This window comes from Hymenobacter terricola (genome assembly GCF_017921975.2).
Lineage (GTDB): Bacteria > Bacteroidota > Bacteroidia > Cytophagales > Hymenobacteraceae > Hymenobacter > Hymenobacter terricola.
In genome coordinates, this window is record NZ_JAGEMO020000021.1 from 93,949 (window position 1) to 109,056 (window position 15,108).

Below are 15,108 nucleotides of genomic sequence, written 5' to 3' on the forward strand. Positions count from 1 at the left end.
GAAGTGGGCCTAGAAGCCGGCCTGAATGCCCAGCGTGAACGAGCGTAGGTTGGGGTAGGAGCCTTCGTCAACGCCGCGGGCCAGGTTGTTGCCCAAGGTATTGAAGCCGCCGCTGCCCACGGTTTCGGGGTCGTAGCCGGTGTACTTGGTCACCGTAAACAGGTTTTGGGCCGTGGCCACGATGCGCAGCGAGGTCACGTACCTGGTACTCTCAAGCACCGTCTTGGGCACTGTATAGCCCAACTGCAGGTTCTTCAGGCGCAGATACGAGCCGCTTTCTAACCAGCGCGTCGAGTTAAACCGGGCGTTGTTGCCGGCGGCATCACCGTTCTGCGGCCCGCCCGATTTGATGGCCCGGGGCGTCGTGGTCGATGGGTTGGTGGTCGTCCAGGGGCTGAAATCAGCGCGGTAGTTGCTGTTGTCGGCGGTGTTGTCGGTCAGGAATTTCGACAGGTTCATCACGTCATTGCCCTGCACGCCCTGAAAAAAGGCCGTCACGTCGAAGCCGCCGTAGCCCAGGTTCAGGTTCAGGCCATACTGCAACTTGGGGAACACCCGGCCAACGTGGGCGCGGTCCTTGTCGTCAATCTTGCCGTCGGCGTTGATGTCCTTATAGCGCACATCGCCCGGGGCCAGCCCGGCCGGGATGTTGGCGTCGCCGGTCTGGTAAATGCCGTCGAACTGGTAGAGGTAGAAGGAGCCCACCTCATAGCCCACTTCGGTGCGGGTGATATCGCGCGGGCCGCCGTTGAAGAAGTTGGCGGCCCCCGTGCCTTCGCCGCCGGCCGTGCCCAGGTCCAGCACCGTATTTTTAATGGTGGTCAGGTTGGCCGTGGCGCCGTAGCGGAACGAGTGGCGGTCGTCGTTATAGCCCAGCAGGAACTCAAACCCTTTGTTTTCGAGCTTGCCCAGGTTACGGAACGGGTTCGAGCCAGCGTTGCCGAAGGTCAGGGGCAAGTTGGGATTGATGAGGGCGTTGTATGTCTGCGACACGTAGTAATCGGCCGACAACGTCAGGCGATTGGATACGAAGCCGGCATCGAAGCCCACGTTGGTCGTGCGGCGGTCTTCCCACCGAATGCCCGTGCTGGCATAACCCGTCTGGATGGCACCATTTTGAATGGTGCCGCCCAGCACGTAGTTGGAATTCGTGTTAATGAAGCCCTGCGACAGGTACGAGCCCCCGTAAGCGCCATTCAGCAAATCGTTGCCCAGGCGGCCGTAGGAAGCCCGGAGTTTGAGGTCGGAAATGCCGCTCACGTTCTCAAAGAACTTCTCTTTCGACACGCGCCAGCCCACCGAAGCCGCGCCGAAGTTACCCCAGCGCTTGCCGGGCTCAAAGCGCGACGAGCCGTCGCGGCGGAAAGCGGCCGTCAGGAGGTAGCGCTGGTCGTAATCGTAGGTGGCTTGGGCAAAAAACGACTGCTTGGCCCATTCGTATGCCGAGCCGATGGCCTGCGGCGTCTGGCTGCCGGCGTCCAGGGCCCAGTAGTAGATGGGGCCGTTGCCGTAGCCAAAGTTCACGCCCCGCGTAAACTCCTGGCGGAAGCGCTGCTGGCTGTAGCCGCCCACCACGGTCAGGTTGTGGTTGCCAAAGCTCTTGTCGAAGGTGAGGGTGTTTTCAGCCATGCCAAACACCTCGTTGCCTTGGTCTTCGCCAAAGTTGGACAGTTGGGTGATGTCGTTCTGCCGCCAGATGCCGTACTGCCGCTTCTGCTGGTCATGAAAAGCGTGGAACTCGGTGGCCAGGTTGAGGCGGTAGCGCAGGAAGTCGAAAATTGACACTTCGCCGTACACGTTTCCCTGCAGGCGGTTCGAGGTGCCCGTATCATTCAGCAGGCTCTGCGAGGCAATGGGGTTCAGGCCGAACGTGCTGGCATTTGGGTTGCCAATGCCGAAGCCGCCGGCCACCGTGGGGTCATACACGGTATTCACCGGCAGCATTTGCACCACGTTGTAGAACGGGGAGCCGTAGAAGGAGATGACGTTCAGGCGCATCTGGTTGGTGCGCGAAAGCATGGCGTTTTCGCCAATGCGGAACCGCCCGCGGCTAAAGCCCGTGTTCACCCGGAAGCTGTAGCGCTCAAAATCAGGCCCTTTTACCGTGCCGTCCTGCTTGAAATAACCGCCCGACACGTTGAACGTCGAGTTGGGCCCCCCGCCCGAAAAGCCCAGGTTGTAGTCCTGAACCGAGCCCTGCTTGAAAAACTCCTTCTGCCAGTCCGTATCCACCCCCGCTGGAATGTTGGCGGCGTAGGGCTGGCGTGACAGGCCGGCGTTGTCGTACGCCTGGTTGTTGACGGTGGCCCACTGCGCCGCGTTCATCAGGTCGAGGCGTTTCACGAGGTTCTGCACCCCGCCATTGGCGCTGAAGTTGATGGCCGTGGCGCCCGCTTTGCCTTTTTTGGTGGTGATGATAATCACGCCGTTGGCCCCCGAAGCGCCGTACGGCGCGAGCGCCGCCGCGTCTTTCAGCACCTGTACCGACTCCACGTCGGCCGGGTTGAAGTCCCGCTGCCCGCCCTGGCCCTGCACCCACAGCCCGTCGATGACGTAAAGCGGGCCGCTGCCGCTGGCAATGGTGCCCAGGCCCCGAATGTTGATGTTGGGCGCCTGCCCCGGCTGGCCGGAGTTGGTTACCTGCACGCCCGGCAGGCGGCCTTGAATGGCTTCGCCTACCGAGGCCACCGGGGCCCGGCGCACTTCCTGCGCGCTCACCGTTGCCACCGAGCCGGTTACGTTCTGCCGCTCCTGCGTGAGGTAGCCGACAACCACTACATCATTCAGCTGCTTCACATCCTGCTGCAGACTGATGCTCATCGTTGTACCGGTCACGGCCACTTCTTGCGTCGCATAGCCAACAGACGAGAACACCAGCGTGGCTCCTACCGGCGCGTCGATGCTGAACTCACCGCTTGCGGAGGTTGAGGTGCCATTTTGGGTGCCCTTCACGAGCACTGTTACGCCGGGCAGACCTTCGCCTTTCTGGTCAGTCACCCGGCCGGTAACGATTGCAGCCGGCCGCGCAACTTTCGAGCTGGCGGTGGTTGCGTACGCCGCGACAGGAGCCGCAACCGCTGCTGTCAGCGGCAGGCAAAAGGCCAGCACTGGCAGCAATCGCCCGGGCGGGAGTATAAGATTGTTCATGATGGTGGGATTTAAGAAGTGAGCTTGGGAAGAGTGAAAACGACAAGTTAATGCAAACGTTTGTTTTGCAAAAGAAGCCAGAAAGCGACATGCACTTTTTTCCCGTGGGAAAAACCGGAATTTAATCGAGCCGAAAAGCAGTCAGTATCGGGTGAAGGCAGAGGCTTACAGCCGGATGCTACCCGGGCAATAAGTCAGTCTGAGGAGGCTCAGCGGCTATTTTTGGTCGGACCCCGTGGCGCAATCGCAGCCCATGCAGGACTGATTTCTGGCGTAAATGTAAAAGTGATTTACCAAAAATCAAGGCTCATAGCCTTAATAGTTAAAAGTTCTGAATATTTTTTTCCAAACCGTGTAGCCATTCCGTTCCCCTCCCATGTTTGGCAGCGACAGCAGCCGCAGCTACTGATACCTTGGCTCTTAGCACATTTCTCAATAAATCGCAGCCGTTAATCACTGCCAAGCAGAACAGTTTAAACTCGAAAGAGCGACATTGCCAAAGCTTGCCAGGGCAAGCGGGAATGCTCTGGTCGACTTGTTCTTTCCTGGCGAGGTTTAAATGCTATTTTCAGGTATATTTGATTGTTTTTCAGTATTTTGACTAATATAAACATTCAACTATTTTAACCATCTGGACAGAGGCGTCTTTTTCGGAGTATATGCAAACGTTTGCGTTTCATCGTGGATTTTCGCGCAATCAGCTTACTTTTAACCGGGCTATTCAGTTGCCTTATCCCTGAGAGTTGTTGCCCGGCGACTGTTCGCTTCCGGGTCAGCAACGTATTCACGCTCATTTTTACTTTCCCACCTTCCTCCCATCCTGCATATATGGCTTCTCGTCGCTACTTCCTCAAAGGCGCGCTCTCGGGTCTGGCCTTGCTGGCCCTGCGCTCCCGGGCAGCCGCAGCGGCCCGCACCTACACCAACCCTGTGGTGGCCCGCAACTTCCCCGACCCGTTTGTGCTGCGGTACGGCAACCGGTACTACGCCTTTGGCACCACCGGCCAGGGCCGCACGCCCGACGGCCGGATTTTCACCCTGCTTACCTCCATTAATCTGGTCGACTGGCAGCCGCTGGGCGGGGCGCTCATGCCGCCGCCCGGCACCGAAAAAGCTGATTTTTGGGCTCCTGAAGTGGTATTGCACGAGGGCACGTTCTACATGTACTACTCGCGAGGCGGCGGCGCAATCGGCGCCAGCGTGGGGCACCAGCTCCACGTAGCCACCAGCGCCAAGCCCGAAGGCCCGTATACCGAAATAGCCGCCCTGCCCGTCCCCGACAGCCAGTTCACCATCGACGCGCACCCTTTTCTGGATACGGACGGGCAGTGGTACCTCTTCTACGCCCGCGACTTCACCGATACCAACGACGGCTACTACCCCGGCACCGGCCTGGTAGTGGACCGCCTCAGCAGCATGACCCAGCTGGCCAACGAAAGCCGCACCGTGCTGCGCGCCCGCCACGCCTGGACGCTGTTTGAAGCCAACCGGCTGATGCCGCTGTACGGCAACCGCACTTTTGCGCAGTGGCACACCATGGAAGGGCCTTTTGTGCGCCGCCACGAGGGCAACTACTACTGCTTTTTCAGCGGGGCCAACTTCCTGACCGACCGCTACGGCGTGGACTATTGCGTGGCCGAACACATCATGGGCCCCTACACCGATTCGGGCTCCGATGCCGGGGCGCGGGTGCTGCACTCGGTGCCCGGCCACGTGCGGGGCCCCGGTCACCACTCCCACGTAATGGGCCCCGACGGCCGCACCGAATACCTGGTGTACCACGCCTGGAACCCGGCCATGACCGAGCGCTGCCTGTGCATCGACAAGCTGGCCTGGACCGCGCAAGGGCCCCGATGCCTGGGGCCCACATACACGCCGCAGCCGTTGCCACAATAAGCATCCCCGGCTTCGGTGCTACAGCTTTCGAACCCGGCAGACGGTAGTTATGGGCCTGGTCGTTGGCCGGGCAGCGCCGCCGCGGCTTCCCTGCTCGCTTCGCTTACTTTCTTTTTAAAAATTCCCTCACTCGCATGAAAAAACTGCTGCTGTTTCTCCTGCTGCTGGTTTCAACTACCAGCACGTTTGCCCAGAAAACCAAGGTTAAAACCAAAGGCGGGGCCGCCACAGCCGCGGTGCAGGGCCCGCGCTGGTCGGCCGAAAAGGCCAACGCCTGGTACCAAACGCACGCCTGGATATCGGGCGCCAACTTCACGCCCAGCACCGCCATCAACCAACTTGAAATGTGGCAGGCCGACACGTTTGACCCCACCACCATCGACCGGGAGCTGGGCTGGGCCGAGCGCATTGGCTTCAACACCATGCGCGTGTTTCTGCACAGCCTGGCCTGGCAGGAGGACCCGGCCGGCTTCAAAAAGCGCGTGGATACCTACCTCGGCCTGGCCGATAAGCACCACATCCAGACCATCCTGGTTTTCTTCGACGACTGCTGGAACAAGGAGGCCAAAATTGGGGCCCAGCCCGCGCCCAAGCCCGGCGTGCACAACTCCGGCTGGGTGCAGGACCCCGGCGACCCGGCCTCGCGCGATTCAACCACTTTCATCAGCCTGAAGCCCTACGTGACCGACGTGCTGACCGCGTTTGCCCACGACAAGCGCATCTTGCTCTGGGACTTATATAACGAGCCCGGCAACAGCGGCAAGCTCACGGCCTCGCTGCCGCTGGTGCGCAACACTTTTGCCTGGGCCCGCGCCGTGAACCCCGACCAGCCCCTGAGCATGGGCCTCTGGAACTGGGGCTTTGAGGCCCTGAACACCTACCAGGCCCTGCATTCCGACGTCATCACCTACCACGACTACGACGAGGCCCCGGCCCACCAGCGCATCATCGAGATGCTGAAAACCCACGGCCGCCCGCTCATCTGCACCGAGTACATGGCCCGGCCCCGCAACTCGCGCTTCGTGTCCATCATGCCGCTGCTCAAAAAGGAGAACGTGGGCGCCATCAACTGGGGCCTCGTGGATGGCAAAACCAACACCAAGTACCAGTGGGACGTCCCCGTCGCCGACGGCAGCGAGCCCGGCGAATGGTTCCACGAGGTGTTCCACAAAGACGGCACGCCCTACCACGCAGACGAAACCGACCTCATCCGCAAGACCAACGGGAAGTAGCGGCTGGCGCCTGACTGGCCGGGCGCGCCTCGGTTTCCGTCCGGTTTTATTATTACGAGGTCAGGCCGCACCTTTGCAGCAGTGGACCAGATGCGCCAACGTGCGTACTACCGGAACATCCCCAATAAACTTATTGTAGCAATGTCAAAAATTAAAGTAGCGAACCCCGTAGTAGAATTGGATGGCGATGAAATGACGCGCATCATCTGGAAATTCATCAAGGACAAATTGATTACCCCGTATCTGGAGCTGGATATCAAGTACTTCGATTTGGGCATTGAGTACCGGGACGAAACCAACGACCAGGTCACCATCGACTCGGCCAATGCCATCAAGCAGTACGGCGTGGGCATCAAGTGCGCCACCATCACCCCCGACGAGGACCGGGTGAAGGAGTTCAACCTGAAGCAGATGTGGAAGTCGCCCAACGGCACCATCCGCAACATCCTGGACGGCACCGTATTCCGCGAGCCCATTGTGATGAGCAACGTGCCGCGCCTCGTGCCGAACTGGACCGCCCCCATCTGCATCGGCCGTCACGCGTTTGGCGACCAGTACCGCGCCACCGACTTTGTGACCAAAGGCAAGGGCAAGCTCACCATCTCCTTCCAGCCCGAGGACGGCGGTGCCGCCCAGTCGTTTGAAGTCTACAACTTCCAGGGCGACGGCGTGGCGCTGGCCATGTACAACACCGACGAATCCATCCGGGGCTTCGCCCACGCCTGCTTCAACCAGGCCCTGAGCAAAGGCTGGCCTTTGTACCTGAGCACCAAAAACACCATCCTCAAGAAGTACGACGGCCGGTTCAAGGACATCTTCCAGGAGATTTATGAGCAGGACTACACCGCCAGGTTTAAGGAAGCCGGCATCACCTACGAGCACCGCCTGATTGACGACATGGTGGCCTCGGCCCTGAAATGGCACGGCAATTTCGTGTGGGCCTGCAAAAACTACGACGGCGACGTGCAGAGCGACACCGTGGCCCAGGGCTTCGGCTCGCTCGGCCTGATGACTTCGGTACTGGTGACGCCCGACGGCGGCACGATGGAAGCCGAAGCCGCCCACGGCACCGTGACCCGCCACTACCGCGACCACCAGGCCGGCAAACCGACCTCCACGAACCCCATCGCCAGCATTTTCGCCTGGACGCGCGGCCTGGAGTTCCGCGGCAAGCTCGACGGCAACCAGGAGCTCATCGACTTCTGCCACGCGCTGGAAGCCGTGTGCATCGAAACCGTGGAAAGCGGCAAGATGACCAAGGACCTCGCCGTCTGCATCCACGGCAACAAGGTGCAGCACGGCCGCGACTACCTCTACACCGAGGAATTCCTGGAAGCGCTGAACGAGAACCTGAAAATCAAATTGGGCAAATAAGCCTTCCGCTTTGCTTATGCTGAAAAAAATCCCCGCCTCCCCGGCGGGGATTTTTTTTGTTTAGGACTTGCGCAAATCAAGCCGTCGGCTGCCCCGGCGATTGCCCTGACTGGCCTGCGGCGTTCCGTTCAGCTGCTACCCAGCAGGCCCGCAATTCCTTTCACATTGAGCCGGGCAAATTTCTGGACCCGCGCAAACCGGGCTGCCGTTTCCTGCAACTCCTCGTCCTTGGGCAGGCGGGCCGGAACCTGGGTTTGCAGCCGTTCAAACACGGTCGCGGCAATGTCCATGTAGCCGAGCAGCAGCAGGTACAGCTGCTTCTTCTCGTCGTCGGCGTACCCCTTCACCCGAATGGCCTTGGCCAGCGTGTCGAGTTGCGTCGTTTCGTCGGTAAACAGGTCGCGCAATGCTTGCCGACGCTGCTCATATTCCCGCAGCTGCTCCTCGCTGGCGACCGAAGTTGCGAACGGGAACTCCTGGGCAAAAGCCACGGCCTGGGCAAAGGCGCGGTCGGCATCGTACACCGTGGCCAGGTGTTTTTGCAAACTGGTCCACAGGCCCGTTCGGGCTTTGTCGAAAGTGCTGGGGCTGGCCGGTTCGGTGGTGCTCATGGTATACTTGCTGAAAAAGGCATTGCGAAGGTACTTCGGGACCACGGCAGTGGATTGATGCGCCTCCAGAACAGCGCCAAAGACGGCCCCATACTATGGCCCATAATTGCTGACTCCTTGCATCTGCGCTGTTCCGCTATGCTTGCAAACCGCATCAGAAAAAAAACAAAAACCCCATTTCCAAGCTGGAAATGGGGTTTTTCGTAGAGAGCGAGGGATTCGAACCCCCGGACCTGTTACAGTCAGCGGTTTTCAAGACCGCCGCAATCGACCACTCTGCCAGCTCTCTAAGTTGGCCTCTGCGCGCTGAATACGTGTAATCAATAAAAAAGGCTTTTCCCAGCGCAGAAAAAGCCTTTTAGTAGAGAAGGGGGGATTCGAACCCCCGATACCGTTGCCGGTATAACGGTTTTCGAAACCGTCGCATTCGACCACTCTGCCACCTCTCTAACAGGCTCCCCGAGTGATTGGGGAGTGCAAAAGTAAGGACGAATGCGCAAGGATGCAGCCCACGCGCAGAAATATTTTTTCTGTGCGGCCCCGGCCCGCTTGGCTCCTGCTACCCTTTCGCGGCCAATTGCTCGCGCATCATTTGCTGGCGGCGACCGGTGATGGCGTCCATGCTCACATTCACTTCGAAGCCGATAATCAGGGTCATACACACGAATTCGAGCCAGACCATGAAGCCCACCAGCGCGCCAATCGAACCGTAGAAGTGGTTATAAGAATCGAAAATCCGCACGTAGAGCGTGAACAGAAACGACACCAAAAAGATGAGCAGCGTGGCCACTATGGCCCCAGCCGATACCAGCGGCCACTTATCATGCACGGGCGGCACGAAGTAGTAAATCACGCAGGTCGTGCTCAAAAACAGCCCCAGCAGCGAGCCGTAGCGAATAAGCGTGAGCACCAAATCGGTGAAGCGCTCGGGCACGATTTCATAGAATACCAGCCCGTCAATCAGGTAAGTACCGAAGAAAATGCCGGCGATGGCTAATACCAGAATCAGCGACAGCACGAAGGTGAGGGCCGTGGCAATGAGGCGCTTGCGCAGGTAGCTGCGATGCTTGAACCACGGGTACTTCTTCTCGAAGGCATCGAGCAGCGCCATGATGCCATTGGAGCTGAGCACCAGGGCCGTGCCGAAACCGAAGGACAGCAAGCCGCCGTGCGGAATGTTCACAATGTCCTCGATGGTGGAGGCAGTGGCCGCGTACAGCTCGCGCGGCATGAAATCGGCCAGAAACTGCAGGATGTCCACGTTCAGGTTCGGCACGGGAATGTACGGAATGAGCGTGAACAGGAAAATAATGGTCGGAAACAGCGCCACCGTGAGGTTGAAGGCCATGTAGGCGGCGCGCTTTTCCAGGCTGTCGAGGCGCAGCTCGTGCAGAATGCGGTCGAGCACGTCGTAGAGCGAAGCGTGGCCGCCGGGGAGGCGCAGTCGCTTCAGGCCCACAATCAGCCGCCGGTAGGGCCGTTGCTGGCGCACATCGGGGAAGCGGGCACGGCTGATGGCGGCGGGGGCTTTCACTTTTCAGTTAACAATGAGCACTGGGGAATTGCGAACCGGGGGGTTCATCCTTCTGCAAAATACGGCGCCAGCTTTTCCTGTACGTCGGCGGGCACCGGCACGGGGCGGCCGGTGGTCGTGCGCACGAACACCATCAGGGTGTGGCCTTCGCTAAGCAGCTCGTGGGCTTCGTTGTAAATCTCATACTCAAACAACACGCTGGCCCCGCGGGCGGGTTTCCGGAGCAGCAGCCGCACCGTAAGCAGGTCGTCGTAGCGGGCCGGGCGGCGGAACTTGGTGCGCAACTCCCCCACCGGCATGCCCACGCCGGCCGCTTCCATGGCTTTATACGAAATACCCAGCTGCCGGAACGCCTCGGTGCGCGCCACCTCAAAATACGCCGCGTAGTTGCCGTGGTAGACGTAGCCCATCTGGTCGGTTTCGGCGTAGCGCACGCGGATTTGGGTGTCGAAGGAGAACACTGATTAATATGCTGATTTTTTGATGAGTTGAGGCGTTGATTGGATAAAGGTGCCACTACAGCGCCACGCACCGGGGAGCGTCAGCACATTAGCACATTAGCACATTAATTAATCAGCACATTACTTAATTCCGGCCCGGTTCAGCGCAGCCTGGTAGCGGCGAGCATTCAAAATATGGTCCTGCTCATTCATAGCGAAGGCATGATAGCCGCTGAAATCTTCCTTGGCGCAGAAGTATAAATAGTTGTTGCTTTCCGGCTTAAGCACGGCGTCGATGCTGGCGATGCTGGGCAGGTTGATGGGGCCGGGGGGCAGGCCGGCGTATTTATAGGTGTTGTAGGGCGAGTCTTTTTGCAGGTGCACGTTGAGCACGCGCTTGATGGTGAAATCGCGGTTAGCGTACACCACGGTGGGGTCGGCCTGCAACTTCATGCCGCGTTTCAGGCGGTTGAGGTAGACGCCCGCGATGCGGGGGCGCTCGTCGGCGTGCTGCTGCTGCTCGGCTTCCACGATGCTGGCCAGGGTGCTGACCTGGGCGCGGGTGAGGTGCAGTTTCTCGCGCTCGGCGTCGCGGGCCGGGGTCCAGAACTTCTCGTATTCCTTCTTCATCCGCTTCATCAGGTTGTCGACGGAAGTGTTCCAATACAGCTCATACGTATTGGGAATGAACATGCTGAGCACCGTGGTGGTGTCGAAACCCAGGCTGCGCGTGTACTCGGGGCTGGCCAGCAGGGAATCTATCTCACTGGGCCGGGCGTCAATCTGGTTCGAGAGCTTGTCGGCCAGCTCGCGGCGCAGGCGCACGTTGGTGAACGTGAGCTTGAGCGGCGACTGAATGCCCGCCTTCAATACGTTGATGAGCTGGCGGTTGGTGTAGCCGTCCTTCAGTTCGTAGCGGCCGGGCTTTACGTGCTCGGGGTACTTCATGAGCTTGGCCACGAAGTGCAGCGAGAGCTTATCCACCACAGTGCCGGTGGCGTCGATGGCGTTTAGGGCCGTTTTCCAGTCGGCGCCGCGGTGCACGATGACGTAGGTCGGCTTGCCCTTGGTTTCGATGTTGGCGGTGAAGAACACCTGATAGAAATAATAGGAGAAGCACACCAGCGTGAGCGTAAACACGACGCTGACGGTGGCCCAGCGCTTGCGGCGGCGCAGGGATTGGTTGCGGTATTCAATGGCCGACTTTTTGGCAGGCTGCGACATGGGAATGAGTAAGGGAAGCGAGGGAGCGGCGTCAAAAGTACGAAGGGCGGCAACCGCGGGGCGCAAGCGGCGTTGCAGTTGTTTCGTTTCGGCCAGACGTAGTACCTTGCCCGCGCCTTTGGCCCGGCTGGCACCCCGTTGCCGCCATCAGCTGCCAAAATCCGGCTCGCGCCGTCACTTTTCCATTCTCTAACTCCCTATATGCCCGCCACCCTCCTCCGCATTCATCCCGAAAATCCGCCCCATAACCGCATTCAGCAAGCCGTTGAGGTATTGCGCAAGGGCGGCGTCATCATCTATCCCACCGATACCGTCTACGGCATCGGCTGCGACGTGACCAACGCCAAGGCCGTGGACAAAGTGTGCCGCATCAAGAAGCTTTTTCCGGAAAAAGCCAATCTGAGCTTTATCTGCCACGACCTGTCGCACATTTCCGACTACGCCCACGGCATCACCACGGCCACCTACAAAGTCATCAAAAAAGCCCTGCCCGGCCCGTTCACCTTCATTTTTGAAGCCAGTGCCAACGCTCCCCGCTTCGGCGGCACCAAGCGCAAAACGGTCGGCATCCGGGTGCCCGACAACCAGATTATTCTGCAGCTGGTGAAAGAGCTGGGCAATCCCATCGTGAGCACCTCGGTGCGCGAAGACGAAAACACGCTGGACGAATACGTAACCGACCCCGACCTGATTTTTGAGAAATACCGCCTGCTGGTGGACCTCGTTATCGACGGCGGCTTCGGCGGCAACGTCCCCAGCACCATTATTGACTGCACCAACGACGACTTCGAACTCATTCGCCAGGGCGCGGGCGACATCGAGCAGTATTTGTAGAATCAGCGTTTGACGTATCCGTAAAGAGTGTCATGCTCATCCGGCGTCCGCTTGTTGAAGCATCTCTACCGCGTAAGTAATTGATTTACTAATACGGTAAAGATGCTTCGACAAGCGGACGCCGGATGAGCATGACGTTCTTTTTGCTTTAACTCCGCTTGTGCTTCCAGCGCCGGTGCGTCCACAAATACTGCTCGGGCGAGGCGCGCATGTCTTTTTCCAGCTGCCGGGCAAAGGCTTCGGTGACTAGAAATGTGCCGGCCAGCGCGGCTGCGGCGGCCCGGCCATCGGGTAGTTCCGTGAAAGTAACTTCGTAGTAACCGCGCCGCACCCGGCGAATGCCCACGTACAGCACCGCGCAGTCGAGTTGCGCGGCCAGCCGGTCGGCGCTGGTGTAAAAGCTGGTGTCCTGGTTCAGGAAAGTGGTCCAGTAGGGCCGGTCTTCGGGGCCGGCGGCCTGGTCGGTGAGCAGGCTAAGAGTGCGGCCTACGCCTTTGTGCGCCACCAGGTAGCGCAGCGTCGAGAGCATGGGCACCGCATCGGCCCCCAGCCGGGTGCGCAGCCGCCGCATAAAGCTTTCAAAAAACGGGTTGTTCAGCGGCTTGTATACGCCCGCCGCCCGGCCCGGAAATTCCAGCGCCGCGCCGCTCAGAATCCACTCCCAGTTGCCCATATGCGAGCCCAGCGAGAGCACCAGCCGCTTTTCCGCAAACGGCCGCGTCATCAGCTCCGGATTGGTGAAGCGCATGCGTTGCGCCAGCTCACCAGGGCTGATAACTGCCAGCTTCAGAATCTCGACCACCACCTGCGCAAAGTGCCGGTAGAAGGCCTTGCCCGTGCGCTCAATTTCGGCGGGAGATTTCTCGGGAAAAGAATTGCGCAGGTTTTCCGTCACCACCCGCCAGCGGTAGCGCACCACGTAGGCCAGCAGAAAATAGATACCCTCGGCCATGATATACAACACCGGCAGTGGCAGGTGCGCCAGGCCCAGCAGCAACCACTGCAATGGCTCAAAATACCAGGCGTAGGGCCGCAGAGCCGCGCCTTTGGTGCCCCTGCTCATCGGGGCACGGCCGCCCCGGCCGGCGCAAACTCGGCCGAGTGGCGCTCGCCGATGGCGCGGTGGCCAGCCAGCAGCTTTTTGTTATCCGGCCCGCCATACACTTCCACAAACAGCGTGAACGGCCCGTCGGGCAGTGGCCCCAGCGGCAGTTGCCCCACCACGGTGGTAGGCCGCCCGCTCTGGGGCGTGAGGGTGCCATCGGCGTCGGCGGCCGAGCCGTCGGGTGTGGTGAGGTGGTAGTGCACGCGCAGGTCCTGGCCCATGGGCGCATTGTGCAATTCGGTGTAGAAGAAGATGTTATCAGCTCCCCGGCCATAATTACCGCCCGGCGCCCGGGTCAGACGGTAGCCGCCACGGGCAAAATTATCGTCGCCCCCGCTGCGGGCGGCGGGCCGCGACAGCAGTACCACATCGGTCAGAAACGGGCCTACGGGCGTTTCCAATACCAACGGTTTTTCCACGGTGGTTTCGCCGTTGGTGCTGCGATATTGGTCGCGCACGGTGCCGCGCAGGGTGTATTTGCCATCGGGCAGCAAAATTCTTTTCAGAAAGCTCTGCGGGTTTTTGATGGCGATGGTGGTGTCATTCAGCACCGGCGGCTTCAGAGTAACTACTTCGTGGTAAGCCGGGGAGCCATCGGCTTTCAGAATATCCAGCGTGACGGTAGCCGCCGATTGAAACGATTTCGGAGCCCGTTGCCGGTAGGTGAGCGACTGGGTGGGCACCGTGACGTAAATTTCTACTTCAGCGCCTTTTTCCACCTTATTAAGGTTGCGGAAACGGGCGATGTCAAGAAAAATCTGGGGCGGGCCGGCCTGAGCGGCGAAAGAAACGAGGGCAGCAACGAACAGGAAGAAGAAACGCATGGAACAAAAGTAATGAGGATGACACGGGCCTGACTAAAACCCCGTCCTTTACGCAATAATCCGTGAAATCAGTAAAATCTGCCTAAATCTGTGATACTGCTAACTGAACTGCATTACCAGCCGCCGGCCGCCCTCTTCGCCGAGCTGCTCCGGGCCGACGGCATTCTGCTCGAAGCCCACGAGCACTACCGCAAGCAGACCTATCGCAACCGCTGCCTCATTCGCACCGCCCAGGGCGTGCAGCCCCTCACCGTGCCGGTTATCGACGGCAACCGGGCCGAAAAAGTGAGCATTTCGGCCATTGAAATCGACTACCGCCAGAACTGGATTCACCGGCATTGGCGCACCCTGCAAACTGCATACGGCAATAGTCCGTATTTTGAGTACTATGCCGACTACCTGCACGATATTTACGTACGTAAACCGGTACTGCTTTTCGACTTAAATCAGCAGTTTTTGCGTTTATTGCTGAAGTGTTTCCGGCTCACCCTGCCGGTGCACCTCACCACCGGATACCAGGCGCACTACCCCGCGCAACCTTCTTTCGTAAATTCAGGTCTTCCTACTACTGCTTCCAACGCGCCATTTATCAGTGACCGACGCGACTGGTTGACACCCAAAACCAACTCAAAAACGCCCGAACCTGACAGTCCGGCAGCCTCCTCTCTGGTGCGGCCGTACCCGCAGGTGTTTGGCCCAGGTTTTGAGCCGGGGCTGAGTGTGCTGGACTTATTGTTTTCGCAAGGGCCAGCGGCCGGCGCTTATTTGCAGTAACCTGCAGATTTTCGCCGACGTTACGATATACTTGCTTGCGGGACTCTCCCGTCCCGAACCTTCGCCCGAATCAGCTTGTTTTCAAGCTACATCGGCCCAACCCGTTATTCGTG

Annotated in this window: 12 protein-coding genes and 2 tRNA genes; 5 read left to right on the plus strand and 9 right to left on the minus strand. The window is 59.5% G+C overall.

What is annotated here, in order from left to right; genetic code table 11:
* Positions 1-9: 9 nt before the first annotated feature.
* The gene (locus J4G38_RS15750) at positions 10-3,147 is read right to left on the minus strand and encodes a SusC/RagA family TonB-linked outer membrane protein (protein WP_210517962.1); all 3,138 of its coding nucleotides are present in this window, start codon (positions 3,145-3,147) and stop codon (positions 10-12) included.
* An 828-nt stretch (positions 3,148-3,975) separates the two neighbouring features.
* On the opposite strand from J4G38_RS15750, the gene J4G38_RS15755 reads away from it, so the two are divergent.
* The 3 genes from J4G38_RS15755 (at position 3,976) to J4G38_RS15765 (ending at position 7,649) form a co-directional block, all read left to right on the plus strand.
* Entirely contained in the window at positions 3,976-5,043 is a 1,068-nt protein-coding gene (locus tag J4G38_RS15755; RefSeq protein ID WP_210517964.1) for a glycoside hydrolase family 43 protein, read from the plus strand.
* Between the two features lie 134 nt (positions 5,044-5,177).
* Complete coding sequence (locus tag J4G38_RS15760; RefSeq protein WP_210517966.1) at positions 5,178-6,275, plus strand: glycoside hydrolase 5 family protein; 1,098 nt, start codon at positions 5,178-5,180, stop codon at positions 6,273-6,275.
* A gap of 141 nt (positions 6,276-6,416) precedes the next feature.
* The gene (locus tag J4G38_RS15765) at positions 6,417-7,649 is read left to right on the plus strand and encodes an NADP-dependent isocitrate dehydrogenase (RefSeq protein ID WP_210517968.1); all 1,233 of its coding nucleotides are present in this window, start codon (positions 6,417-6,419) and stop codon (positions 7,647-7,649) included.
* Positions 7,650-7,777: 128 nt separating this feature from the next.
* On the opposite strand, the gene J4G38_RS15770 is transcribed toward J4G38_RS15765, so the two are convergent.
* The 6 genes from J4G38_RS15770 to mltG all read right to left on the minus strand — a co-directional run bounded on the left by J4G38_RS15770 (position 7,778) and on the right by mltG (position 11,458).
* On the minus strand, positions 7,778-8,260 hold the full coding sequence (locus tag J4G38_RS15770) for a hypothetical protein (RefSeq protein ID WP_210517970.1): 483 nt from the start codon (positions 8,258-8,260) through the stop codon (positions 7,778-7,780).
* 204 nt (positions 8,261-8,464) lie between these two features.
* A tRNA-Ser gene (locus J4G38_RS15775) sits at positions 8,465-8,549 on the minus strand.
* Between the two features lie 73 nt (positions 8,550-8,622).
* Positions 8,623-8,709 (minus strand) — tRNA-Ser (locus J4G38_RS15780).
* 110 nt (positions 8,710-8,819) lie between these two features.
* Positions 8,820-9,794 carry a YihY/virulence factor BrkB family protein gene (locus J4G38_RS15785; RefSeq protein WP_226163459.1) on the minus strand — a complete coding sequence of 325 codons (975 nt, stop codon included), beginning with the start codon at positions 9,792-9,794 and terminating at the stop codon, positions 8,820-8,822.
* 44 nt (positions 9,795-9,838) lie between these two features.
* Positions 9,839-10,255: an acyl-CoA thioesterase gene (locus J4G38_RS15790; protein WP_210517972.1), complete on the minus strand. Its 417-nt coding sequence runs from the start codon at positions 10,253-10,255 to the stop codon at positions 9,839-9,841.
* Positions 10,256-10,375: 120 nt separating this feature from the next.
* The gene (mltG, locus tag J4G38_RS15795) at positions 10,376-11,458 is read right to left on the minus strand and encodes an endolytic transglycosylase MltG (protein ID WP_210517974.1); all 1,083 of its coding nucleotides are present in this window, start codon (positions 11,456-11,458) and stop codon (positions 10,376-10,378) included.
* A gap of 201 nt (positions 11,459-11,659) precedes the next feature.
* Here mltG and J4G38_RS15800 point away from each other — a divergent pair, with 201 nt between their 5' ends.
* Positions 11,660-12,292: an L-threonylcarbamoyladenylate synthase gene (locus J4G38_RS15800; RefSeq protein WP_210517976.1), complete on the plus strand. Its 633-nt coding sequence runs from the start codon at positions 11,660-11,662 to the stop codon at positions 12,290-12,292.
* 148 nt (positions 12,293-12,440) lie between these two features.
* Here the strand turns inward: J4G38_RS15800 and J4G38_RS15805 are convergent, their stop codons facing one another.
* Together J4G38_RS15805 and J4G38_RS15810 are read right to left on the minus strand one after the other, a co-directional pair.
* Positions 12,441-13,355: a lysophospholipid acyltransferase family protein gene (locus J4G38_RS15805; protein WP_226163460.1), complete on the minus strand. Its 915-nt coding sequence runs from the start codon at positions 13,353-13,355 to the stop codon at positions 12,441-12,443.
* A complete protein-coding gene (locus J4G38_RS15810; protein WP_210517978.1) occupies positions 13,352-14,221 on the minus strand; it encodes a hypothetical protein in 870 nt (289 codons plus the stop codon). Before J4G38_RS15810 ends, J4G38_RS15805 begins: the two co-directional genes overlap by 4 nt.
* A gap of 90 nt (positions 14,222-14,311) precedes the next feature.
* Between J4G38_RS15810 and J4G38_RS15815 the strand changes: the two genes are divergently transcribed.
* Complete coding sequence (locus J4G38_RS15815; RefSeq protein ID WP_226163461.1) at positions 14,312-14,995, plus strand: WbqC family protein; 684 nt, start codon at positions 14,312-14,314, stop codon at positions 14,993-14,995.
* Positions 14,996-15,108: the final 113 nt, after the last annotated feature.